This window comes from Sorangium sp. So ce836 (assembly GCF_028553905.1).
Classification (GTDB): Bacteria; Myxococcota_A; Polyangia; order Polyangiales; family Polyangiaceae; genus Sorangium; species Sorangium cellulosum_D.
The window spans coordinates 10337650-10362504 of record NZ_CP102233.1; the positions used below are offsets into that span (position 1 = coordinate 10337650).

Annotated in this window: 16 protein-coding genes; 13 read left to right on the forward strand and 3 right to left on the reverse strand. The window is 68.4% G+C overall.

The window, feature by feature from the left end; genetic code table 11:
* Window positions 1-5 precede the first annotated feature (5 nt).
* From NQZ70_RS37615 to istA, 3 genes are all read right to left on the reverse strand, one after another.
* On the reverse strand, window positions 6-2123 hold the full coding sequence (locus NQZ70_RS37615; RefSeq protein WP_129574328.1) for a recombinase family protein: 2118 nt from the start codon (window positions 2121-2123) through the stop codon (window positions 6-8).
* Window positions 2124-2336: 213 nt separating this feature from the next.
* A complete protein-coding gene (gene istB, locus NQZ70_RS37620; protein ID WP_269467624.1) occupies window positions 2337-3011 on the reverse strand; it encodes an IS21-like element helper ATPase IstB in 675 nt (224 codons plus the stop codon).
* Window positions 3008-4246, reverse strand: coding sequence for an IS21 family transposase (gene istA / locus NQZ70_RS37625; RefSeq protein WP_129581813.1), 1239 nt, complete (start codon window positions 4244-4246; stop codon window positions 3008-3010). The genes istB and istA overlap by 4 nt, the downstream gene beginning before the upstream one ends.
* A 176-nt stretch (window positions 4247-4422) precedes the next feature.
* Between istA and NQZ70_RS37630 the strand changes: the two genes are divergently transcribed.
* The 13 genes from NQZ70_RS37630 (at window position 4423) to NQZ70_RS37690 (ending at window position 24806) form a co-directional block, all read left to right on the forward strand.
* Entirely contained in the window at window positions 4423-4614 is a 192-nt protein-coding gene (locus NQZ70_RS37630; protein ID WP_324293034.1) for a sigma factor-like helix-turn-helix DNA-binding protein, read from the forward strand.
* Window positions 4611-4835 carry a hypothetical protein gene (locus NQZ70_RS37635; RefSeq protein ID WP_129578529.1) on the forward strand — a complete coding sequence of 75 codons (225 nt, stop codon included), beginning with the start codon at window positions 4611-4613 and terminating at the stop codon, window positions 4833-4835. The genes NQZ70_RS37630 and NQZ70_RS37635 overlap by 4 nt, the downstream gene beginning before the upstream one ends.
* Before the next feature lie 695 nt (window positions 4836-5530).
* Window positions 5531-7369: a sigma 54-interacting transcriptional regulator gene (locus NQZ70_RS37640; protein ID WP_129578530.1), complete on the forward strand. Its 1839-nt coding sequence runs from the start codon at window positions 5531-5533 to the stop codon at window positions 7367-7369.
* Between the two features lie 324 nt (window positions 7370-7693).
* Window positions 7694-11179: a serine/threonine-protein kinase PknK gene (locus tag NQZ70_RS37645; protein WP_165374371.1), complete on the forward strand. Its 3486-nt coding sequence runs from the start codon at window positions 7694-7696 to the stop codon at window positions 11177-11179.
* Between the two features lie 126 nt (window positions 11180-11305).
* Entirely contained in the window at window positions 11306-11956 is a 651-nt protein-coding gene (locus NQZ70_RS37650; protein ID WP_129578532.1) for a hypothetical protein, read from the forward strand.
* Between the two features lie 19 nt (window positions 11957-11975).
* Window positions 11976-13250: a YcaO-like family protein gene (locus NQZ70_RS37655; RefSeq protein ID WP_129578533.1), complete on the forward strand. Its 1275-nt coding sequence runs from the start codon at window positions 11976-11978 to the stop codon at window positions 13248-13250.
* Entirely contained in the window at window positions 13247-14020 is a 774-nt protein-coding gene (locus NQZ70_RS37660; protein WP_207217590.1) for a TfuA-like protein, read from the forward strand. Before NQZ70_RS37655 ends, NQZ70_RS37660 begins: the two co-directional genes overlap by 4 nt.
* Window positions 14017-14979 carry a hypothetical protein gene (locus NQZ70_RS37665; RefSeq protein WP_129578534.1) on the forward strand — a complete coding sequence of 321 codons (963 nt, stop codon included), beginning with the start codon at window positions 14017-14019 and terminating at the stop codon, window positions 14977-14979. The genes NQZ70_RS37660 and NQZ70_RS37665 overlap by 4 nt, the downstream gene beginning before the upstream one ends.
* Window positions 14980-15057: 78 nt before the next feature.
* A complete protein-coding gene (locus tag NQZ70_RS37670; protein WP_129578535.1) occupies window positions 15058-18027 on the forward strand; it encodes an AAA family ATPase in 2970 nt (989 codons plus the stop codon).
* Between the two features lie 83 nt (window positions 18028-18110).
* The gene (locus NQZ70_RS37675; RefSeq protein WP_129572542.1) at window positions 18111-19700 is read left to right on the forward strand and encodes an IS1182 family transposase; all 1590 of its coding nucleotides are present in this window, start codon (window positions 18111-18113) and stop codon (window positions 19698-19700) included.
* Window positions 19701-19714: 14 nt separating this feature from the next.
* A complete protein-coding gene (locus NQZ70_RS37680) occupies window positions 19715-20047 on the forward strand; it encodes a hypothetical protein (protein ID WP_129578536.1) in 333 nt (110 codons plus the stop codon).
* Between the two features lie 49 nt (window positions 20048-20096).
* Window positions 20097-23750 carry an AAA family ATPase gene (locus NQZ70_RS37685; RefSeq protein ID WP_165374372.1) on the forward strand — a complete coding sequence of 1218 codons (3654 nt, stop codon included), beginning with the start codon at window positions 20097-20099 and terminating at the stop codon, window positions 23748-23750.
* 66 nt (window positions 23751-23816) lie between these two features.
* Window positions 23817-24806 carry a trypsin-like peptidase domain-containing protein gene (locus tag NQZ70_RS37690; RefSeq protein WP_129578538.1) on the forward strand — a complete coding sequence of 330 codons (990 nt, stop codon included), beginning with the start codon at window positions 23817-23819 and terminating at the stop codon, window positions 24804-24806.
* Window positions 24807-24855 lie beyond the last annotated feature (49 nt).

The following is a 24855-nucleotide window of genomic DNA, read 5'->3' on the forward strand; positions in this document are numbered from 1 at the left end:
TCCTGTCACGTTTTCTTCGAGGGCTTCCTCGCCTGGTGCATGAGGTTCTTGCGGCGGAGTTGGCGCAGCCGCCGCAGCTCGGCCTTATCGGCGATCACCGCCCGCTGGCCGTCGATCCAGCGCGTTTGCACCAGCCCGCGGTTGACCCACCCGTACATCGTCACGACGGGCATCTTCAGCTCGCGAGCCAGATCTGCAAGCCACCAAGCGTTCTCTGCGTCCCTGGGGGGCGGCTTGGGGCCGCGAGGCACGTTACCGTAACGATGCAGCAGCATCCGCACGAGGCGCTCGTTGAAGTGGTTGTGCTGCGTCGGGGTGATCCAGCCGTCAGCATTGAGTTGCTCGGCGATGCGCCCTGCGGTGAAGCCTTTGCGGCGCAAGTCGTGGATCGTAGCCATGAGCGCGTCCTTGTCGCCCGTCTGGACAAGCTTGTGGACGGGGCGGCGGAGGCGTTGGTGCGTCAGACGGCCACCGGCCCAATGCACCACGAGATCCGTCCACGAGCTCTCGCGGTTGGCCGAGATATCGACATGGTCGATGAGGAGCCGCAACACCGTCCTGCGATCCGCGGGCGTCGTGGTGGGCGCGTTCCAGAGCGCCGGCAGGTCGGTCGCCAAGGCGCGGATGGCAGCGACGTCGTCGGGCGTCAGGGCCTGCGGCATCTGCTTCGAGTGCCGCTCGTACGACTCGCGCAGGTCGCGCTCCGCGCGGAGAGCGTCCTCCCAGGCGCGCTCGAGAGTGCGGGCGACGAGTCGATTCTCGGGCTCGACGCTCTTGAACTGGCGCGCGGCGCGCTCCGCCTCGTAGCGTGCCCGTTCGAGTCGCTGCTGCCAGAGAGCCTCCTGCTGGGCGCGCTGCTGCTCGAGATCGGCGCGGACCCGAAGGCTAATCTCCAATGCGGCCGGAGCCAGCGCCGCGATCGCCAATGCCGTAACAGCCTGATCGATGCAGCTACCCGAGATATTGATGCAGAGACGGCTGCCATGGTGGGCCGCCTCCTGACCGCAGACGTAATGCGGATAGATTCGGCCCTTGTATTTAGCGTACCGGACGAACATGCCCAGGTTGCAGCGACCGCACCTGATGAGCCCTTGAAGCAAGGCACTCCCGCTGCGTACCGCACCCGTGCTGTTTGACTTTCGGTTGGCCTTCAAGCGAGCCTGGTTACGCTCAAATTGCTCCCATGTGATGTAGGCGGGAAAGCGATCGCGGACGCAGGCTTGCCAGTCCTCCGGCTCGACCAGCGGTGTGCGCCCCGTGGCCGGGCGCCCGGGTTGTTGTCGCCGTGGATCCGTCTGTCGCCGTCCGTACACATACGCACCTGCGTAGATGGGATTGCGGAGCATGTTGATGACCATACCGCGGTGGGGACGGTGCCACTCGAGAGCTCCGCGGTCGCCTCCAGAGCGACGGCGCACGCCTATCTGAAGTCCCTGCTCGACCAGGGAACGGAGCACTCCGTGCGCGGTCCCGAGGCGGTCAAATTGCTCGAAGACGAAGCGCACGACCGCCTGGACCGACTCATCCGGATCGAGGACGACCTCGCCGGATGCCTGCAGGAGGTAGCCCGATGGCACCGGCTTGCTCAGTTCTCCACGGCGCGCCTTCTGCCGCTTGCCCTGGAGCAGCCGCTGCCGCAGGATGTGTAGCTCCGCTTCGGACATCGTCCCCTTCAGCCCCAGGAGCAGGCGATCGTTGTAGAGCGACGGGTCATAGAGTCCGTCCAGGTCGGCAATCAGGGTGCCGAAGCGAGCGCACAGCTCGAGCAATTGGTGCCAGTCCTTGTTCGAGCGCGCGAGCCGAGACATCTCCACACCCAAGATGATTCCAACGTGGTCGAGCGCGACCTCGGCCAAGAGCCGCTGGAAGTCCTGCCGCCCTGCCGCCGACGCCCCAGAGGTCCCGAGATCCTCGTCGAGCACCAGGATGCGCCCCGATTCCCAGCCGAGCTCGCGCGCCATGGTTTCGAGGCTGTATTGTAGGCGGGTCGACTCCTGGTGGTGCTGGACCTGATGCAGTGAGGACTGCCGGATGTACACGACCGCGAGGCGTTCAAGGTGGCGACCTCCGATCTTCGTCGGGCGCTCCTCGATTCGCACGTTCGGCGCCGCCGACGTCTTCATCGGCCGCCTCCTCGCGCGCCGCCAGGTGGCGGCTTATCATCAGACTCAGAACGCTTACGAGTTGTGTCTGACGCTCGGGCGTCAGTACCGTCCACAGATGATCCGCCGTGGTCCTCTGCGCGGACATGGGGCACCGTTCGTCCTGGATCGCGCCGCTCTTGCGGGGCTCCGTCGCACCGCATGTGCAGCCAGCGTGCCAGCGCCAGCAATGCCTCAGCGGCGACGATCGGCTGAGTGGGGTTCGAATCCTCTGTGACTCTCGCTGTACTGGGCTTGGTTGATCGTGATCATGGTGCTGCTCTTCTCGTATCTCCTGGCCACGAGCTGGAAGAACAGATGGGCGCTCTGCCGCTCGAAGGGCAGGTAGCCCAGCTCATCGACCACCAGCAACTTCGGCTTCGTGTAGAGCAGCAGCTTCTCCGCGAGCTGTCCCTCGGCTTCCGCCTTCGACAGCGCCGCCAGCAGCGCGGTCGCGCTCGTGAAGAGCACCGAGTGCCCCGCCTCGACCGCGGCCCGCCCCAGCGCGATGGCCAGATGCGTCTTGCCCACCCCGGGCGGGCCGAACACCAGCACGTTCTCGGCCTCGGCGATGAAGCGCCCGGTGGCGAGCTCGCGGACGAGCTTCTGGTCGATCGAGGGCTGGAACTTGAAGTCGAAGTCCTCGAGGGTCTTGATCGCGGGGAAGTGCGCGATCTGGATCCCCATCGCCACCCGCTTGCGCTGCTTGGACCCGATCTCCTCGCAGAGCATCTTGTCCAGGAAATCGAGGTAGGTCGGCTCGGTCCTGGCCGCCTCCGACAGTAGGGCGTCGAGCCGCTCGGCGATGGAGCGCATCCTGAGCCGGCTCAGGCTCTCGACCACGCGCGCATGCACCAGCTCGCGGCTCACGAGGCCACCCCCTCGATGACGGCTGCGTAGTCCGACAGGCTTCGGCCCATGGCCTCCAGAGCGCTCAGGGGCGCCTCTGGCGGCGTCGGCGCGGCGGGCCTGCGCCACAGCCCGTCGAAGTGACTGGGGTCGGTGACGCGAGCGTGAGGCTCGAACGAGCGCTCATGCCGCGCCACCAGCTCCGTTCCCCGGTAGATGCGGACCTCGCGCTCGCCGACGACGACCTCCACGGTGTCGCGCACCAGCTGGTGCGGGACGCTGTAGCGGACCGTGTCGACGTCGACGAGGGCGTCGTTGGCCACGCGTCGGCGAAGCCGCTGCTCTCGGACCGGCAGGGGCCGTGACGGCAACGGCCGGAGCGCGTGCCGCTCATCGCGCTCGAAGCGAACAAGCGGCGCCTCGTGCGTCGTGCCGTGGATGCGCTGGTCGGCCTCGGCCATCCACCGGACCAGGTGGGCTTCGAGCGCGGCGAAGGAGTCGAACTCGCGCCCCGCCAGCCCGTTGCGCTTGACGTACTTGACGCCTGACTCCGTCTTGCCCTTGGTGCGCGCCCTGTAGGGCCCGCAGGCGCGCGGGGTGACGTCCCAGTCGCGGCAGAAGGCGAGGTAAGCCGGGTGGAACGTCACGGTGCCTGTCTCGCGCTCGCGGCCGAGGACCAGCGAGCGCGCATTGTCCCCGAGCATGGTGCGAGGCACGCCGCCGAAGTGCCGGAAGGCTTCTGCGATGCCTTCGCGCCAGTCATCCTGTCGCTCGCTCAGAAAAGCCTTGACGAAGAGCCTCCGTGAGTGACTCAATACGGCGACCAGCAGGTGCACCCGCACGAACGTGCCGGCGATGCGGACCTGCTTCTGACCGAAGTCGATCTGCATCTGATAGCCAGGGTCGGTCTCGAACCGCACGCTGGCCACGTCGGCAGCCCTCTGCCCACGGCGAAGATCGGCAACGACGCGCTGCACGGTCCTCGGGCTCACCGTGATGCCACGGCTGACAAGCTCGCCTGCGACGACCACGGCGTTGCCCTCCGCCAAGCCGGTGAACAGCTGCTTGGCCTCAGCGCGGCCATCCTCGTCCAAGCAGCGACCACGAGGGCGCACCTGCACCTCGGCGGCAGCTCCACCGCGCAAATAACGGCGGACCGTATTGCGAGCCACGCCGAGCTCCGCGGCGATCCGTTTGGAGCCCCACCCTCGGGCCGTAAGCTCGCGAATCTGCCGGATAACGTCCGGCTCGATCATCTCTTGCACCTCCGAACCGAGAGGTGCCACGTCCAAGTCCCTGATTTCCATGCCGTTTCCTCCGCTCTGGCGCGAGGGAGGGGGGTCAGTTTTACTGTCGCGCGGGGGTCATTTTTACTGACGCTCTACAACTGGAGACGCTCCTTCGCGCCGACCCCGAAGCGGCGGGGATCCTGGTGGCCCGGGACTTGGACGAAAGACCCATGAGAGAGATTGCAGAGTCGATGGGAATCCCGCTGTCGACGGCTTACAAGATGCGTGATCGCGCTCGTGCTGCGCTCCGCGCGGAGCTCGAGCGCCTTGAGGAGCTCGATCGCACGCTAGTCGACGAGGAGAACACGCTAGTCGACGAGGAGAAGCGGAGATGAGCGATCTTTCGTGGATCGATCGGGCGGACCAGCAGGTGGCGGAGTATCGGCGGGCGCCCCCCGCGGCCGCCGCGGAGCTTGACGCCGCCGCGATGGCGCTCGCGGCCGTGGCAAGGTGCTCCGTGGCGAGCTCCCGCCGCCGAGGATGGGAGCGGCGCCAGGGCGGCACCGAGGCGGGCGGTAGCGACGCGAAGCCGCCGATGACGGGCGCGAGCTGGTGACGGCCATCCTCGGCGCCGTAGCGGGGCGGTGGCGGGAGCTAGAGCAGCGCCTGGGCGGCGCCGAGGCGGGCGTGGGCGGCGCGTGTGGCGGCGAGCTGGCCGGCCGCGAGGAGCCCGCGGAGTTCCTCGGAGAGGCCGCCGCGTCGGCCGCCGTTTTGGCAGCAGGGCCGCCGAAACGGCTGCAGAGGCGTCCTGGTGCCGACCGGACCGCGCCCCGAACGCGTCATGTGCCTCAGAGGCTCGCGCTGGTAGATGCGTGGCCGGCCCGAGAGGGTCCTCGGCGACCAACCACGGGGCCGGCGACAGCGTCGCCGGCGCCCTCGCCTTTTTCCTCGCCCGGGGCCCTCCGATCGAGGAAACGTGCCGGGTCCCGGACCGCACAGCGCCGTGGTGCTGCCGGGAAGCGATCTGCTCGAGGAGCGGACCGACGCGTCGCGCCATGACGCCGGCGGGCTCGGCAAATCCGTGCAGGTCGCCCGCCGTGCGAGCCTGCGGCCTCCTCCACTCCGCCGGGTCCGAGCGGGAGTGCCGTTCGCGGGTTGCATGTCGAAGCAGCGCGGAGGATTCCTGTTGCAGCGGAGCACAGGGTGGGCAGAGCATCACGGCCGGAGGCGAGCGTGGCGGGGAGCCCGTCGGGCATCTTGAGCGTCGACGTCGGGCGGGTTGCGCCTCTAATCTTCGCGAGGGGAACAGCCATGGACGACCAGCGGCACGACGACGGACGGAACGACACGAGCACCGAGAAGCTCCCGGGCGGCGGGGATGGGCCGCCCGCACGACCACGGCCGCGCGGCGTCTCCGTCTTGTTCTTTCATCGCGGCGGTATCGAAGCGATGCGGCTCGACCCTGGCCAGCCGGGAATGGTCGTCGGCCGGCGCGCGCCCGCGGATCTGTGCATCCCCGATCCCGTCATTTCTCAGCCGCATGCACGGTTCACGTTCCTCGACGGCTACGTCCTCGTCGAGGACCTCGACTCCACCAACGGCACCTGGGTGAACCGCGAACGGATTGACGGACCTGCCATGCTCACGCCGGGCGGCGAGGCCATGCTGGGAAACGTCAGCGCTCACGTCGTCGCTCTCGGTCCCGTCGCAACGCCGGTTCTGCTGGGCGAGGCGGCCTTCCATCGAGAACTGGAGGCGGAGCTCGCTCGTGCGCAGTGCCTGAACCGAAATTTCGCAATCCTCGCAGTCCGCCCCAGCGAAGCGGAGATAGCACGCGCCAGATCCGGGTCGTGGGCCATGCAGCTCTCGGCGAGTCTGCGAGCTGTCGATCGCGTGCATCTGTGCAGGCCGGATACGGCGCTAATCCTGCTACCCGAGGCGAGCGCGGAGGACGCCGCTCGGGTGGCGAACGCGGTCGCCTATGGCGCCGGCGGCCAAGGCGGAGTTCGCCGCGTCGGTTTAGCCGTGTACAAGAAAACCGGAAGCTCGGCACAGAAGCTCGTCGACCGAGCGCGCGAGGCGGCGGGCCGCGCGACCCTGGAGCATGCCGTCGTTGATGCGTCGACCGGCCGAAGGTCGGAGGGGGACGTCGACCTCTTCGACGCCCCGATCATCGGCGCCTCTCAGCGAGAGCTGTTCAGTAAGGCTCAGCGCGTGGCCTCGGCGCGCGTTCCCGTACATATCAAGGGCGAGACCGGTGTGGGCAAAGAGGTGCTCGCGCGCTTTCTCCATGAGCGCGGTCCGCGCGCAGGCAAGCCCTTCATCGCAGTAAACTGCGGCGCTATCCCTAGCAACATCGTCGAGAGGGAGCTCTTCGGTCACGAAAAGGGGGCCTTTACCGGTGCCGATCAGCCAAAGCCGGGTTATTTCGAGGCAGCTCACGAAGGGACCTTGTTCCTCGACGAGGTCGGCGAGCTAGACCCGGAAGTGCAGAAGACGCTGCTACGGACGCTCGAAACGCGCAGCATCTGCCGGGTCGGCGCGACTCAAGAGACGAAAATCGACGTGCGGGTCATCTCGGCCACGCACCGCGACCTTGAGGCGATGGTCGAGGGCGGCCAGTTTCGCAGGGATCTATACTTTCGGCTGAACACGATCGAGCTGGAGATGCGTCCTCTGCGCGAGCGCTCTGATGAGATCGAGGCGTTTGTGGAGCGCTTCCTGAGACGCGCGAACCATGAGAACGGCCGCAGCGTGCGTGGCATCGCCCCGGAGGCGATGGCGCTGCTCCGTGCGTACAGCTGGCCGGGGAACGTACGCGATCTCCGCAACGCCATCGATCACGCCGTTGTGTTGGCCGAGGGAGATCAAATCCAACTGGAGGATCTGCCGCCGAGTCTGCTCGCGAAGGCCCTACCGGCGGGAGCCGAAGGTGCCCCTCTGGCAGTTCCGCCGCCGGATCTCGCCGAGAAACAAGCGACCGGCCGCAAGCTCCGATCAGAGCGGGATCGCACGGAAGCACAGCTCATCAAGGCTGCGCTCCAAGAGACCGGGGGAAATGTGACGAAAGCGGCGGAGCAACTCGGAATCCCGCGCGGTACGCTGAGGCATAAGATCAAGGTTTTCGGCATCAAGCTCCCGACGCGATAGACCATGGTTGGCGACCAGGTGGCGGGTGGCGAACCTTGGCCCGCCGGTGGCGAACCTTGGCCCGCCGGTGGCGAACCTTGGCCAGCGAGCCGCGCAGGCGATGAGCAATGATGCGGAGTTTCTGCGGGGATCCGCGACGCGCCTGGCTCGGCACGCAACGTGCTGGGTGTCCGCGACGTGAGCGCGAAGAGCGAAGGCAGCACGACGATGCCGCAGAGGAGACCTGAGGGGGAACGCCTCCAGGGGCTCGCGTCTGCCGCTCGGTCTCCCAGGATGATAGGACGCCAGGCCGGCGTCGAAGCTGCGGTAGCCTGCTGCTCTCGGATGATCGACGAGCAGGGGACAGCCAGCGACGCACCGGACGAGCCTCGCCAGCTCGGCCCGTACCGGATCATCGAACGCCTCGGCGGAGGCGGCATGGGCGTCGTCTTCCGCGCCGCACACGCCCTGACAGGCGAGGAAGTGGCCATCAAGACGGTGCGCGGCGTGAACGACGCCGACCACCTCGCCGCGATACGCCGTGAGACGCGGGTGCTCCGCCGCTTGAACCACCCTGGCATCGTGCGCTTTCTCGACGAGGATGTCACCGGCGGGGTGCCCTGGGTCGCGATGCCGCTCCTCCGGGGCGGCACGCTCCGCGACTACATCGCGGATACCTTTTCGAAGGACGCCGGCCTGGGTGCGGCGATCACCATTCCCGTGCAAGCCCCGGGGTCCGTTCCGGCCAGCGTCCGCCTGCGCACCGACGCGCCGGCGGCGAGCGCGGACGCGCGTCCGCTCGGCCCGATGCTCACGCTGATCCGCCGCCTTTGCGCGCCGCTCGCCTACCTGCATGGCGAGGGCTTGGTGCACCGCGATCTCAAGCCCGCGAACATCGTCCTCCAAGACGACGGACGCCCTGTCCTCGTCGACTTGGGAATCGCCGTTCACTTCGGCGGCGCCGGCCGCGAGGTGCTCGACGTGGATCCGCTCGCCGGCACGTTGACCTACACGGCCCCGGAGCAGCTCCACGGGGAACCGGTCGACGCGCGCGCCGATCTCTACGCGCTCGGCTGCATCCTCTACGAGTGCGTGACGGGACGACCTCCCTTCCTTGGCGACACCTCGTCCCTTTGCGAGCAGCACCGCTCCGCCCCGCCTCAGCGCCCCTCGGCTCTTGTCTCGGGCCTCCCCGCAGCGCTCGACGACCTCATCCTCGCGCTCCTTGCGAAGAATCCACAGCGTCGGGTGCAGTACGCCGCCGACGTCGCCGCGAGGCTCGTCGCACTGGGCGCGGCGGCCGAGCGCGACGAGGGCCCGCCGCCACGCGTGTACCTGTACCGGCCCGTGCTCGCAGGCCGCACCGATGCCGTTTGCAAGCTGCAGGTGATGGTCCAGCGCGCCGCCTCTGAGCGGCGAGGTGGCATCGCGCTTGTCTGCGGGGAGAGCGGCTCAGGTAAGACGCGGCTCGTGCGGGAGGTGAGCCGCGCCGTCACGGCGAGGGGGCTGCCGCTCCGGGTGTTCTCGGGCGTGTGCGTTGCGCCTGGGGCCGGCGAGGCGGGCGCGACGGCGGCGATGGCCGCCCCGCTGCAACCGCTGCGTACCATCCTCTTGGCCGCGGTCGATGGAGCGCGCCCATCCGAGGCCGAAGCGGATCGGCTCTTCGGCGAGCGCCGCGAGGTGCTCGCGGCCTACTTGCCAGAGCTGCGAGCGTTCGGAAGCCGGTCGGAGCCGGCGCCCCTGCCGCCATCGCAGGCGCGGAAGCGCGTCGTCGCCGCGTTGCGGGAGACCCTTCGGGCGCTTGCCGAGGCAAGGCCGCTCTGCCTTCTCCTGGACGACCTCCAGTGGGCCGATGATCTCACCCTGGCGCTGCTCGATGCGTTTGCCCGAGCCGAGCCCGACGAGCGCGGTGGCGTGCTGATCATTGGCACCTACCGGATGGAGGAGACGCGCCCGGAGCTCGAGGATATCGCTCACGTTCCGGGGGCCACCTCGATCCGGCTCGACAAGCTGACCGCTCGCGACATCGAGGACATGGTCGTGGGCATGCTCTCGCCGAGCATGCCGCCCCGGACCGTGCTCGACGCGCTCATCCGCAACGCGAACGGCAACCCCTTCTTCGTCGCCGAGTACCTGCGCGCGGCCCTCGACGCAGGGGAACTCCAGCGGGACCAGGGTGGCAGCTTCTCTTTCAAGGGGCGCGGCGCCGCGGCGCTCGGGTCCCTCCAGATCCCGGGCACGCTGGACGAGCTGCTCGGACGGCGGCTCGACCTGCTCGACGCGAAGGCGCGTGAGCTCGCGGCGTGGGCGGCAGTGCTGGGGCAGGAGCTCGACGACGAGCTCCTCTTCGCGGACCCGCGCGGGCAAGACGCGGCCACCGAGGCGGTTGCGGAGCTCCGGGCGCGGCGAATCCTCGAGGAGACGGAGACGGGACGGCTGCGCTTCGTGCACGACAAGCTCCGCGAGAAAGTCTACAGCCGGCTCGACCCGAGAGCGCGGGCCGCGCTGCACCGGCGCGCCGGCGAGGAGCTTGAGGCGCGCGGCGCTGAGGCGCCGGTGCTCGCGCACCACTTCGCGGGAGCAGGCCTCCACGGCAAGGCCGGCGCGCACTTCGCGCGGGCCGCGCAGCGCGCCGCCGAGGTCTATGCGAACCGCGACGCCGTCCGCTTCTACCGCCTGGCCATCGACGCCCTCTTGACCGCTGGCGCCGCGCCCGTAGCGCTTGCCGAGCTCCACGAGGGCCTGGGCGACGTGCTCGGGCTCGTCGGGCGTCAGGCCGAGGCCCGCGATGCCTACGGCACGGCGCTCGGCGCGACAGTTTCCCGCGTCGACCACGCTCGGCTCCACCGCAAGGTCGGCAAGACCTGGGAGATGCACCACCAGCACGCCAGGGCGCTCGAGTGCTACGAGCAGGCGGAGACCGCCCTTGGTGAGCCGACCGAGCGAAGCTCGGGTGAGGCTCAGGCGTGGTGGAACGAGTGGATTCAGCTCCATCTGGATCGCATCTCCGTGCATTACTGGCTCGCCGATCTCGTCCGGCTGGACGCCCTCGTCGAGACCGTACGCCCCGTGCTGGAGCAGAGGGGGACACCACTGCACCGCGCCCACTACCAACACGCTCTGACGCAGCGGGGCATCCAGCGAGATCGGTTCGTCGCTTCCGCCGAGACGCTGCGATACGCCGACGAGTGCGTCGCGGCGTACCAGGCTGCGGGCGCGCCGCCCGAAGGCCACTGGGCACTCGCCGCCCGCTGCAGCCTCGCGATCATCCGAATGCTGTACGGCGACCCCGACGAAGCCGAAGCGGAGATGCGTGACGCGCTCCCGATCGCGGAGCGGAGCGGCGACCTCGAGGTCATGACGCGCTGCCTGACTTATCTCACGGTTATCCAGCGCAAGCGGAGCTTCGTCGAAGGTGCCGAGGACCTGGCCAAGCGGGCCTTGAGGCTGGCCAGGGCTGAGAACGTGCACGAGTACGCCGGAGCCGCCCTGGGCAACCTCGCGTGGTGCGCGCTCCAGCGCGGCGACCTCGCGCGGGCCGAGGAGGCAGGCCAGGAAGCGCTCGCCTGCTGGGAGCCGCTCCCCCTGGTCTACCCCTTCCAGTGGTTGGCCAGGTTGCCGCTCTGCTCGGTGGAGTTCGCGCATGGTCGCCTGGAGGGCGCCATCGCGCAGGTACATGCGGTGCTCGACTCGCGGCAGCAGCGCTTGCCGAGGCAGCTCACCAAGCTGCTCAGAACGGCAGCTCGCGCCTTCGCAGCAGGCCGCGAGTCCCGCGCTCGCCGCCCGCTCGCGCTGGCGCTCCACGACGCCCGCCACGGCGGCTACGCGTGAGCTGACCCTCGACTCAACCGGTCTTCTTGACGGCGCGCCGTGGCCCGCCGCGCGGCCCTCGTCCGCGCCCGGTCCGCGCGCGCTGCGTGTGAAATTGCAATAACGAAACGAGAACGGAGCCGAGCCATGTCCAACGAGATCCCGTGCATCAACGATCGAAGAGGCATTGTTTTCACCATCAATCGCGAGTCGACCCCCGTTTACCAACTGGAGTCCGGCGCGTGGGCGAGCGCAGAGAACCGCTGGGCCGAGCGCGATATCCCGCCAGAGATCCGCGACAAGGTCGCCTCCCTCAAGGAGACCAGCAAGCCTGGAGCATTCGTGCAGTTCCTCCAGGGCGAGGTCGGGGTCTATGTCATCTACGAGAGGAATATCAAGAACCTTCCTGAGATGGCATGCGACGATCTCGTCGTCCAGGGGACGCGCGCGAAGGTCGGCAGCGCGCGGGGGCTCGCCGATTACGATCTGGTCATCTGCGCCAAGAACGGCACGATCCGCGCAGAGAACGGCGAAACCTTCGAGACCCGCGAAGGCGACTACTACGTCGTCCACTGCCAGTCGTGGGGCCGCTTCGTCCTGAATCCCTCCCTGAGACCCGGGTTCGTCGAGACGACCAAAGAAGTCTTGCTCCTGCTCGAAAGCCTGCACCGTAAGAACTTCCTCTCCATGAGCCCCGACCCCACGGACGAGCGGTTGCCCCCGGACTTCGCGCAGCCCACAGCCGTTCCCGTCGGGATCAACTGCTACGTCCTCAACCTGTCGCGCTTCAAGCGCTGAGCGAAGAGCGAGGATGTCCATGGCCACCTCCACGAACCCCGGCCCCGCCGAGCAGCGATCGGGCCCGCCGCCGCCGGCGCCCAAGCGATATCTCGCGGGCACCCACCGCCTCGTCTCTCCCGATGAGACGGTAGAGCGGGTCCGTCCCCTCCTGCCCGCGATGGGTATCACCCGCATCGCCGACGTCACCGGCCTCGACACGCTGGGTGTGCCGGTGGTCATGGTCACCCGACCGAACGCGCGCTCGATCGCGGTCTCGCAAGGCAAGGGCTCGACCCTGGCCGCCGCGCGCGCCTCGGGTGTGATGGAGTCCATCGAGCAATGGCACGCCGAGCACATCCAGCTCCCGCTCAAGCTCGGCACCGTGAGCGAGCTCCGGCACCGCCACCGCCTCCTCGACGTCCACAACCTGCCGCGCCTGTCCGTCGTCGACTTCCATGATCATCTCCGCCTCTTCTGGGTGGCTGGCCTGGATCTCGTGACGGGCGCGCCCACCTGGGTGCCGTTCGAGATCGTCCACACGGACTACGCGCTGCCGTTGCTCGCCGCGAGCGGAGCCTTCGTGATGAGCTCGAACGGGCTCGCCTCCGGTAACCACCCGGTCGAGGCCGTGAGTCACGCCATCTGCGAGCTCATCGAAAGGGATGCCGCTACGCTCTGGAGGCTCTCGGGCCGGGACCAGCGGCGCCGCTCGCGGGTCGACCCGTCCACGGTGGACGACCCGGGATGCCGCGCGCTCCTGGAGCAGGTGGAACGCGCCGGCGTTGTCTCGTTCCTCTGGGAGATCACATCCGATATCGGCGTCCCGGCCTTCTGCTGCACGCTCGTCGACCGCGCGCCCAACATGCACCGGCCCATCGCGCCGATGGTCGGCTTCGGTTGCCACCCCTCCCGCGGTGTCGCGCTCCTGCGCGCCATCACCGAGGCAGCGCAGAGCCGGCTCACCGTCGTCACCGGCGTGCGCGACGACGTCCGAGCCCGCGGCAACGGGCCCGACGACGATCTTCGCGAGGCGAGCCGCTTCCTGGAGGAGCACGCGGGCGAGCCGCCCCAGCGCAGCTTCGACGACGCGCCCGATCATGCGGGCGAAACCCTCGACGACGACGTCGCCTGGGAGATCGAGCGCCTGCGCACGGCGGGGCTTCATCAGATCGTCGCTGTCGACCTCACCCGGCCCGAGCTCGAGATCCCGGTGGTGCGCGTGGTCATCCCGGGCCTCGAGTCGCTCGACGACGTACCCGGTTACATCCCCGGCGCGCGCGCGCAGCGGCGCCTTTCGGAGCGCAGATCATGAACCTTTGCATCTTCACAGGTCCCACCCTCCCGGCTGCGGAGGGCCAGCAGCATATCGACGCCATCTTCCTGCCGCCCGCAGCCCAGGGCGACATCTACCGCGCGGCGCTGGAGCGACCCGTCGCCATCGGCCTCATCGACGGTTACTTCGAGCGCGTCCCGTCCGTGTCCCACAAGGAGATCCTCTGGGCGATGGCGCAGGGGATCCACGTCCTCGGCGCGTCGAGCATGGGGGCGCTGCGCGCCGCCGAGCTCTCGCTCTTCGGCATGGACGGCGTGGGCGCCATCTACGAGGGGTACGCGCGCGGTGACCTCGACGCCGACGACGAGGTCGCCGTGGCCCATGCGTCCGCCGAGGACGGTTATCGCCCACTGAGCGAGGCGCTGGTGAACATCCGCGCCACCTTGCGCGCCGCCGAGCGAGCCGGCGTGATCCCGGGCGCGACTCGCGAGCGGCTGGAGGCGTTGGCCAAGCGGCTGTTCTATCCGGACCGGTGCTATCCGATCCTCCTGCGGCGCGCCGAGGAGGAGGGCGTGCCACGCGAGCAGACCGCGGCCCTGCGGGAGTTCCTGCGCGATGGCCGGGTGGACCAGAAGCGCTCCGACGCGCTGGCGCTCTTGGAGGTCCTGCGCAGTCGCTTCACGGGTGCCGCCGAGCCGAAGCAGGTGCGCTATCACTTCGAGCCGACCGACGCGTGGGAGCTGATCCGCGAGCGCGTGGACCGCCGCGTCGCGAGACCCTCCGCGAGGGCGATGGAGGTAGGCCGATGAGCTCCAGCGAACAGGTCACCCTCTCCGGCCTGGGCACCTACGTCCTCGGCCGGCTCTTCTTCAAAACCGAGGGTTTCACCCCGCGCCAGATAGCGAAGACGCTGAGTTTTCTTTTCAGGCGGAGGGAAGGTCAAAGCGACCCGACCCGACTCATCGAAAACGAACTCATCGGCTTCGTGCAAATCGGTCTCGCCGTGCGTGCAAGGAGGGCTTCGTATCAGATCACCCACGACGGGCAAAAAGCCATCCGCGCGGCCCTCCATCTGGCACACAACAAGAAGGTCCGCTGGCTGGAGTTCAAGGATCTCATAGCGGCTCGGATATTCGAAGAGCATCTATCCGCGGTCAAGGGCCCGAGGGAGCTTGCCGTCGACGTGCCTCCGGCAGAGGCCGCGCGCATCGCGACGCTCCTCGTCGGCGCCTTCCACCTCAACCTTGGCCAGGTCCCATCGCTGCCGCGCGTGCTCGGCGCGGTCGCCTGGAGCGCCATCGGCGTCACGACGGCAGATCCTTTCACCGTGGAGGCGGTCATGCGGGTGCTGCTGAGCCGTCAAGCCGATGCGCCTCCCCAGGGGACGCTGAAACAGGCGATCGACCTGCTCGTGAGAAAGGCGTCGGCCCTCGGCACGGGAGCGCGCGGCCTGCTCGCTCCGCAGACAGCCCCCCTGCCTGCGGACGAGCCAGCCTTCGCCGCGCGCGTGCTTGAGGCGGCGCGGGCGTCAAAGAGCGGGCGGTTCGGGGACAACAAGGTCTTCATCTCGCACGTCGTCCGGCGCCTCGCCGAGGACGGCGTCGCCATCGGCGACGCGGACACGTTCAAGGCCCGGCTGGTCTCCGCGCATCGCCGTGGGCTCCTGGCGCTCAACCGCGCCGACCTGGTCGAGGCGATGGACCCCGCCGACGTCGACGCCTCGGAGACCCGGTATCTCAGCACGACGTTCCATTTCGTGCGCATCTGACGTGGGAAGCGCCGGCGACGTCCGCGCGCAGTGTGCGCGCCGCCGGCGTCGAGGAGCAAGAGGGAGAAGGGGTGCACCATGACGAAGCAGGACGCCCTGCTCGACGTGTTCCTGTCGACAGCGAAGAAAGACGTGTTCCACTCCGTGGAGCACCGCGGGCAGATCTGGCGCGAGGATCCGTTCGACGTCGATTCCGTGCATGAGGAGGCTCGCACGGCCTTCCAGCGGCTGCTCACCCAGGTGACGACCCCGCCGGGCCTCGATGCGGGCCGGATCCTCCTGCTCCTCGGCGAGTCCGGCAGCGGAAAGACGCACCTCGTACGCGCTTTCCGCAACCATGTTCACCTCAACGGGCTCGGCTTCGTCGGGTACATGCAAATGACCACATCGGTCACGAGCTACAGCCGTTACCTGGTGAGCAACCTCGTCGACTCGCTCGATCAGACCTACTACGAGGCGCTGGGAACCGGATCGGGGCTGCTCCGGCTCTCCAACGCGGTCGCGGCGAGGTGTGGAGATCCGGAGTCCATCCGCTCCTTGAACGAGCGCGAGGACCTGGACGCGGACGAGGTCGTCGATCTCGTGGAGCGCGCCGCCGACAGGCTCATCAGGCACCCCCGCTACGCCGACCTCGACCTGGATCTCATCCGCGCCCTACTCTATCTGCAGCGGCAAGATCCGGCGCTAAAGAAGCGGGTCGTGAAATACATGCGTTGCGAGGTGCTCTCGGAGCGCGAGCAGAAGCTGCTCGGGGGTCTATCGCCTAAGCGCGAAGAGGAGGACGCGCAGCACCTCGTCGAGCAGCTCGGACGCCTAATGTGGGCGTGCGACTCCCGCGCTCTGGTCCTCTGCGTCGACCAGTTCGAGGACTCGTACCGCGTCAACGACGCCGAGTCCCTGTTCCGGCGGGTGATGTCCTCGCTCTGCGCGGTCGCCGATCAGGTGCCCTCGTCCATCATCGTGATCGCCTGCCTCAAGGACTACTACGAGACGATGCGCGCTCGCCTCACCCGGTCGACGCTCGATCGCGTTGAGCGCGACCCCGCGCCGGTCCACCTGGTCGCGGAGCGCCGCAAAGAGGAGATCGCGCCAATCATCCAGAAGCGGCTCGCCTACCTCTACGAGACGGCGGGGCATGCGCCGGCGGACGGCGCGGTTGATCCCCTCTACCCCATGCCCCGAGAGTTCGTGGAGCAGCTCTCGGGGATGAGCGTCCGCGCGGCGCTCAACGAATGCCAGATCTTCCGGGATGCGTGCATCGACGCCGGCCGGATCGTGGCGCAGTGGGGCACGAGCGCTCCTCCCAGCACACGGCCCCGGACCCCCGCGGATCAAGACGTCCGCGCGGCCAAGGAGAAGATCGAGCAGGAGTGGAACGACTTCCTGGCGCAGTTCGAGGACGACCCGTCCGAGGACGATGCCGAGATCGCCGCCCTCTTCGCCTGGGCCGTGAACCAGTGCGCCGAGGAGATCGGGAGTGGCATTCGCTTTGATGCCCGTCCACGCGACGAGGCGATCGAGATCGACATCCGGATCCCGAGCCCGGGCGGAGCGACTCGCGTCGTCGAGGAGATCCTCGTCGTGGTCTGCAACCGGGCACCCCAGGGCGGCGGGCTTCGAGCCCAGTTCGAGGATGCGCGCAGGCGAGCCGGGCGCCGGACCCTCGCGCTGCTCCGCTGCGGCGAGTTCCCGCGCAATCCAAACACGCAGGTGCACTCGGCGCTCGCCGAGATCCTCAAGAACGGCGGCCGCAAGGCGGTCTTCGAGGAGAGCGATCAACGCACGTTGGCCGCGTTCCACAGGTTCCACGAGACCCACGCGCGACGCGAGCATTTCAGCGATTGGCTCAGGGAAGAAAACCACATCTCGCGTCTCTTGCCGCTCATCCACGTGCTGGATCTCGACCACCTCGACCGCTTCGAGCAGGAGCTCCCACCGTCCGCCCCGGCGCCTCGGTCGCGGGGAGCCGCGCCATCGCCCTTCGATACATCACCTGCGAGCCCGGGCGCACCGCCCCCGGCCGCCGGTCCCGACGGTGCGACGCCAGGCAACGTCGACGGAGCGGCGCCGCGGGAGGCCCTCTCCCTCGCGCTCGGCACGACGGGGGAGCTCGTCTCCCACAAAATCACGCTCGACGCTGGGCAGCTCACGGCGCACGCCGCGTTCCTTGGCAGCACCGGGAGCGGCAAGACCACGCTGGCGCTGAACCTGATCGAGCAGCTCCTGCTCCACGGCGTTCCCGCCATCCTCATCGACCGCAAGGGCGATCTCTGCGGCTATGCGCGCCAGACGCTCTTCACCCGCGCGCCCCCGGAGGCGGCGCTCGAAGCGCGGCGGCGGGCGCTCGCGGAGCGGCTCGACATCGCCCTCTTCACGCCGGGCCACCCCGGCGGCCGCCAGCTCGGGCTCTCGCTGATGCCGAGCGGAATCGAGGCGCTCCCGGATCTAGAGCGCGATCAGGCCGCCGGCTATGCGGCGCACGCCCTTGGCGACATGCTCGGCTACAAGCAGACGCGCAAGGACAAGGGTCTCCGTACCGTCCTCGTCCAGGCCTTCCAGCTCTTCGCCGCGCACGGCGCCTCGCGCAAGCTCGACGTCGCGTCGTTGATCGAGCTCATCGCGAACGAGGATCCAGCCCTCGTCGCTACGCTCGGGCGGCTCGATACACGGCTGTTCAAGGACCTCGTGCACGACCTCGAGGTGCTCAAGCTGAACACTGCGGACCTGCTGTCGATGGACGGCGAGGCGCTCGATGTCGAGCTGCTCCTCGGCCTCGGGCCTCACGCGCAGCCTGGGAAGACGCGGCTCAGCATCGTCAGCACAAAGTTCCTGGGCGACAGCGCGCGTGTCCTCTTCTGGGTCGCGCAGCTTCTGCTCGCGCTGAGTCGCTGGGTGAGCCGTGCGCCGTCGCCCCACCTGCGCGCCGTGGTGTTGCTCGACGAGGCCGACATGTACCTGCCGGCACAGTCACAGCCAGCGACCAAGGCGCCCATGGAGAACCTCCTACGCCGCGCGCGCTCCGGGGGCCTAGAGCACCGATCAGGTTGATTTTGTGACAATCCCCGGCGCTTCGATGGAAGGCTCGACCGTCTCGCCGGGCCATGATCTCGTCCGCGGCCGGAGGTTCACGGATGGAACGATGGTCGCCGCCGGTGGAGCTGTCGCGGCAGGAGCAGTCGCTGATGAAGCGGCTGACACGCGTGAGAGCCCTGTTCGGCTTTCTCAGGCTGCACCGGCACGAGCTGTTTGATGAGACGTTCCAGGAGCAGCTGGAGGGCATGTACCGGATGACGGGGGCAGGCGAGCCGCCGCATCCGCCGGCGCTGATGTGCATGGTCACGCTGCTCCAGGGCTACGTCGGCGCATCCGATGCCGAGGCGGTGGAGCTGTCCGTCGTCGACCTGCGCTGGCAGATGGTGCTCGGCTGTCTGGGTGCGGCCACGCCTCCGTTCTCGCAGGGCGCGCTGCAGGCGTTCCGGGAGCGGATGGTAGCGCACGAGATGGACCGAGTGCTGCTGGAGCGGACCGTGGCGCTCGTTCGGTCCGGCGCGATGACGGAGGGCGAGAGGCGTGCGGTGTCCAAAGCGCTGCGCGTGGCCATCGACAGCCGCCCTTTAGCGGGGGCCGGGCGGGTTGAGGACACGATCAACCTGCTCGGCCATGCTGCGCGCAGCATCGTCGGCGTCGTGTCGAAGATCACCGGGCGTCCTGCCGAGGAGATCTGCCGCAAGGCGGGCATCCCGCTGCTTCTGGCGCCCAGCATCAAGGCCGGGCTCGACCTCGACTGGAGCGACCCGAAGCAGAAAGCGGCGGCGGTCCAGATCCTGGAGCGGCAGGTCTCGTCGCTGCAGCAGTGGGTGGACCGGCATCTGGACGACGTCGTCGAGCAGCCACTTCGCACCTATCTTGATGCGCTCACACAGGTTCGAAACCAGGACCTGGAAACAGCCGAGGATGGCACGATTCGCATCCGGCAAGGCGTTGCGCCCGACCGCCGTGTCTCCATTGAGGATGTCGAGATGCGCCACGGCCGCAAAAGCCGCTCGAAGCGGTTCGACGGCTACAAGGAACACATCGCACGCGACCTTGACCTTCCCGTCATCGTCGCCTGCGCCGTCACACCAGCGAATCGGCCTGAAGAAGAGGGCGCCGCGCCGCTCGCCGAGGACGTCCAGCATCAGGGGCTACGTCTGGTCGAGCTTCACATCGATCGCGCCTACGTGAACAGCCCGGTCGTTGACGACGTGCTCCGCGCGGGCGGCCAGGTGTTCTCGAAACCTTGGGGCCAGCGGGCTCGCAGCCCCGGTTTGTTCAGCAAGCGCGACTTCAAGATCGACCTGCGCGCCAAGACGATCACGTGTCCGGCAGGACAGGTCGAGGTATTCGAACCGGGCGACACGGTCGAGTTTGATCCTGAGGAGTGCGGCGCGTGCCCTCTGCGAGCTAAGTGCACCCAGGCCGCTTCCGGACGAGGTCGGACGGTATCGATCGCCAAGGACGAAGCCCTGCAGCGCAAGTTCCGGAAGCTGCAGCAGACCGGGCCGGGGCGCGAGGTGCTCCGGCAGCGGACAGCTGTGGAGCATGCGCTCGCCCACATCGCAGCGCGGAAAGGACACAGCGCGCGCTACATCGGCGCCAGGAGAAACCTGTTCGACCTCCGCCGCGCAGCGGCGATCCAAAACCTCGAAGCGGCCCAGCGGCTGATGCAGGAGGCGGCGTAAACCATTGGAATTAGATGGTTTTCAACATGTTCGGCGCTCTAGGCGTCCTGCTCGCGACCCAGAGCCCGGGCGACCTCGACTACAGATGTCGTGACAACCTCCGGAGCTGGTTCGTTGGTCGGGTGACCCAGCAGACGGCGCTCGACAAGATGAAGCCCCTCTTAAGCGACGCTCGGGTCGACGTCAGCGCCCGCATCCCCGGCCAGGAAGCAGGCGAGTTTCATCTGCTCCAGGACGGACGGGTGACCGCCTTCAAGAGGGATGTTCCGCTGCTCCACGCCGAGCAGGTGCCAGAGAGCGAGATCCTGAAGCTCGCGAGGCGCCGGCCGCGCGATGCCGCCCGCTGAGCCGGTGCGGGCGAGCGCGAGGTGCACAGTTATATCGTTGGATTCATCGGTGTCGATCGGCGCGAGGAGTGACACAGTGGGCGGCGCAATCAACGATTTCGAAGAAGAACGATCCAGGCATGGCGAGCTGCTCGGGCGCGACAACGTGGTCGAGAGGCTTCTCTGGCTGATCGAGGACAGCGCGCCGCGTGGCGGGTGGGTGCTCTTCCTGGGGAGCGCCGGCGCCGGCAAGAGCGCCATCATCAGTCGCCTCCTGGACCTGTTGCCACCGCACACGCCGCACCATTTCATCCGTCGTGATCACGACGACTGGGATCGACCCGACGCGGTGGCGCACAACCTCTGCGCGCAGGTCGAGCGGATCCACCCGGAGCTGACGGATGCCGAGCAGCCCGTGGAGGCCAGGCTCGGCGAGCTCTTGCGGCGCGTCTCGAAGCGCCACCTCGTGCCTCGCGGGGACAAGCTCGTCGTCGTCATCGACGGGCTCGACGAGGCGGCGAAGGACCGAAACGGCAAGAGCCTCTTGCCGCCCTTCTTGCCGCGCGTGCCGCCGAAGGGTGTCGTGCTCCTCGGCGCCTCGCGGCCGATGTATCGAAGGCACGAGTGGCCCGGCGTCGTCGAACACGCGCGCACGCTCGACCTCGACGACGAGGAGTGGGCGCCCTCCAACGAGGCCGCATGCCGCGCCATCTGCGAGCAGCGCTCGCGCTCGCTCCCCGCGCCGTTCGACGCCTCGCTCATCGACGTGATCGTGCGCAGCGCGCGAGGGAACATGCTGTACGCGAGCGGGATCTGCGACTGGCTCGCAGGCCAGCCGCCGGCGCAACGCACAGCCGCGCGCATCTCGCAGGGGCTCACCCCCTTTCTCCGCCAGATCTTCGACGAGCTCCGCGACCTGGACGAAGCGCGACGCGGGCTGATCCTCAAGGGCCTGGGCCTTGCCTGCGCCGCGCGCGAGGCGCTCCCGCCGCACGTCTTCGGTGAGCTGCTCGGCAGCGATGCGATGACCGCCGCCGGCGACGAGTTCCTGCGCGCTACGTTCCACCTGCTGCGCAAGGAGCCGGCGCACTGGCACGACAACAGCCAGTTCGGCTATCGGCTGCGTCACGAGCACGTACGCGAGGTCTTCGTCAACGAGCTCGGAGAACGGGTGATTCGTAATCATCACCTACACCTGCTCGGACGGCTCGCGGCGTGGCCGCCCGACGAGGGAGATCCGGCCGGACGGCGCTACGCCCTCCGGCATGCGGTGATGCACCGAATCGAGGCGGGCGACGTGGACGGGGCGCAGCACCTGTGCGTCGATGTCGGCTATCTGGACGCGAAGTGCCGCGAGCTTGACGTCACCTCCATCGAGCGGGATCTGGAGGCGGTCATCGGCGCCTCGGAAGGCAGCGCGACCTTCGATCTCACAGCCGTGCTCGCCGCGGTGCGCGCGGAGGCGACCCGGTTGTCCGCCTACCGCGATCAGGGGCTGCTTCCCTCGCTGCTCTACAACCGCCTGCGCTGCGCCGGATGGCCCTCCGAGGAGATCGCGCGCATGCTCCACTTCGGGGAGAACCTGCCCCCGCTGCGCCTTTTGCACGGGGTGCGCCTCGGACCGACGCCGCTGCGCACGTTCTGCGAGCCGACGAAGGCGATTGTCGCTTGCGTCGTGAGCCCGGACGGCCGCTGCGCCCTGTCGGCCTCGGCCGATCGCGTGCTGCGCTACTGGGCGCTCGTCTCCGGCGAGGTGCTCGCGAAGATGCAAGGACATAGCGACGAGCTCACGGGCTGCGCGCTCACGCCGGACGGCAAGCTCGCGCTGTCGACGTCCGTCGACACGACGGCGCGGCTCTGGGACCTCGCGACAGGCCACTGCATCGGCGTGCTCGACAACTGCGGTCGCTGGGCCACCGCCTGCGCGATCAGCCACGACGGCCGGACGCTCGTGGTCGGCTCGGACAACGGCGCCGTTACGCTCTGGGACAGAGGCTCGCTCCAGATCATCGGCACGCTAGAGGGTCACAGCGATTACGTGACGGTGTGCATCACAACCCCCGCGGGTCAGCTCATCTCCGGCTCGCGAGACGCCTCGGTGCGCATCTGGGATCTCGCGTCCCGAGAGTGCCTGTTTGAGCTCTCCTCGACGGGTGCGGAGCGCTCGCCCTCGCCGGCAGCCTCGGAGCAGGGTTGGATCACCGCGCTTGCCCTCATGCCGGGCGGCGAGCAGGTGCTCGCCGCAAGCGGGGACGGCACGCTCTCGCGCTGGGATCTCGCCGTCGGCCAATGCCTCCAGCGCGTCGGTGCGGGACAGGGCCGCGTGGACGCGCTCGCGATCCTCCCATGGGGTGGCCACCTGCTCTGCGGGATGGCAGACGGCGCGATCGCCGTCTGGGATCTCGCCGCCGAGCGACGCATCCTGCGCCTCGCGGCGCACGCGAATGCGGTGTCCGCGTGCGCCGCGACGTCGGATGGCCGCAGGATGCTCTCCGCGTCGCATGATCGCTCGGCCAGGCTGTGGGAGCTCGGAGGTCCGGAGAGCCTCATGGCCCAGGACGGGCACGCCGCGCCGGTCACCGCGGCCGCGGTGACCCTCGATGGCCGGCTCGCGGTCTCGGCATCGGAGGACCGGCTGCTCAAGCTCTGGGACACCGCGACCGGCGTGTGCCGCGCCACGCTGACGGGGCACGCCGACCTGGTGACTGCCTGCGCTATCTCTCCCGATGGGCGCCGCGTGCTCGCCGGCGCGCGGGACGGCGGCGTGCTGCTATTCCACCTGGATCTCGAGCGCGCCGAGGTGCGCGTGGAGACCGCCAAACCGCACCAGAAGCTGGTGAGTGGCTGTGCATTCCTGCCGGACGGACGGATGATCACCGCCTCCCGCGACGGCGCGATCTGGATCCGCTCCGAGGCGACGCTCGACCAGCCCGCGCAGATAGGCGCGCACGACGGGCAGATCAGCGGTATCGCGCTGACGCCCGACGGGAAGCGGCTGATGTCGTTCTCTCGAGACGGCGCGGTGAAGCTCTGGCACCTCGCCGACGCCTCACGTGCCCCCTCGTCTGTCCGCCTCACGGGCGGGCTCCTCGCCGGAGCGATAACGCCGGACGGCAGGCGCGCGGTGCTCGCCCGCGCCGACGGCCAGATCGAGGTGCGCGAGCTGCCGAGCTTTGGGTATGTCCGCCAGATCCCCGGTCACACCCGGCGCGTGTTCGGCTGCGCCGTCTCGCCCGACGGCGCGCGCGTGTTCACGGCATCCGAGGACGAGACGGTGCGGGCCTTCAGCCTGGACACGGGGCGACCTCTGGGAACCCTGGTCGGGACCTCGTGGTTCCGGTGCGTCGCAGCGTGCTCCGGGTTGCTCTGCGCCGGCGACGAAGAAGGCAATCTCTGGATGATCGTCGACGGCTTGGCCGGTGTCGACCCCCGCGCCAAGACGAACGCGAGGCGGCGACCCACGCTGTCCGACAGCGACAGATTCCGCCTCCGAAAAAGGCTCGCGCTGCTCTATGACACCGAGCACACCGCGCGGCGCATCGCCAGGGAGGCGGGAATCAGCCTGCAGCTGGTCAAGATCTCCGGGAGCATCATCGACATCTGGGACGCCATCCTCGAGGAGGTAAGAAAGCAGCATCGTCTCGCAGATATCGTACGTTGCGCGCTGACAGAATATACCGACGACGACGATCTCCTAGAGCTCGCACAGAAGCTCGCTCGCTGAGAGACGCGCGTCGCGGTCTGCACGCGGCGACAACGCCGGCGTGTTCCACCGGAGAACGAGGAGATCATGAACCAGGCTCTTTCCCCCGAAGCGATACGCACCTTGCGAGAGGCTCTTTCGTGGAAATACCCGTCTGACGCCGAGGTGCGCCGGTTCCTCTCTGACATCAAGCTCGACGCGACTCGCATCGCCTTCCACAACCGAGCGGACCTCACCTGGCACAGCGTCCTCGACGAGGCGCAGAAGCGGGGCGCGCGGTGGGTCTACGCGGTGCTCGACCGCGCCATCGAGGAGTACCCCGAGGACGAGATCCTCAGGCGCTTGCGCGACGGCGCCGCGGTACGCTACGCCGAGGGGCCGAGCATCACCTCGCTCCCATGGCGGGGCAGCGGCGGTCCGCCGCTTGAGAAGATCCTCGGCACGCAGAGCTCGCTCGTCCCCGTGAGCTACCTCGAGATCGGCATTCGCCGCGCTCAGGCGGTCGCGCGCATCCAGGTCTCCGACGGCTCGCGAGGAACTGGCTTTCTTATCCCCGGTGACCTCCTGGTCACCAATCACCACGTTCTCAGTGACCGAGACGCTGCTGCCGGCGCAACCGCCCAGTTCAACTACCAGAAGACGGTCGAGGGCCGCGACGCGGAACCGGAGGAGCTGTGCTTTGCCCCGGACGCCTTCTTCGTTACCTCCAGCGACGACGACTGCACGATCGTCAAGGTTGCGGGCGAGCCCTCCGCACGCTGGGGGACGATCGCTCTCCAGTCGGCCCGGGTCGAACTCGGTGAACGGGTCAACATCATCCAGCACCCCGGCGGCGATCAAAAGCAGCTCTCGTTCTTCCACAACCTGGTTGTGTACGTGGGCGAGGGCCGCGTTCAGTACCTAACGGACACCCTGCCCGGCTCATCCGGCTCGCCCGTCTTCAACAAGAATTGGGAGCTCGTCGCGCTGCATCACAGCGGCGGATGGCTCCTCGAGCCAGGAACCAAGGACCGCTTCTTCCGCAACGAAGGGATCCATGTCGATCGGGTGGTGGATGTGCTCCGCAGGTGCCGTTGAGATTCGGAGCTCATCACCTGCCGATCCAGGCCGGAGAGCGTCATCTGCG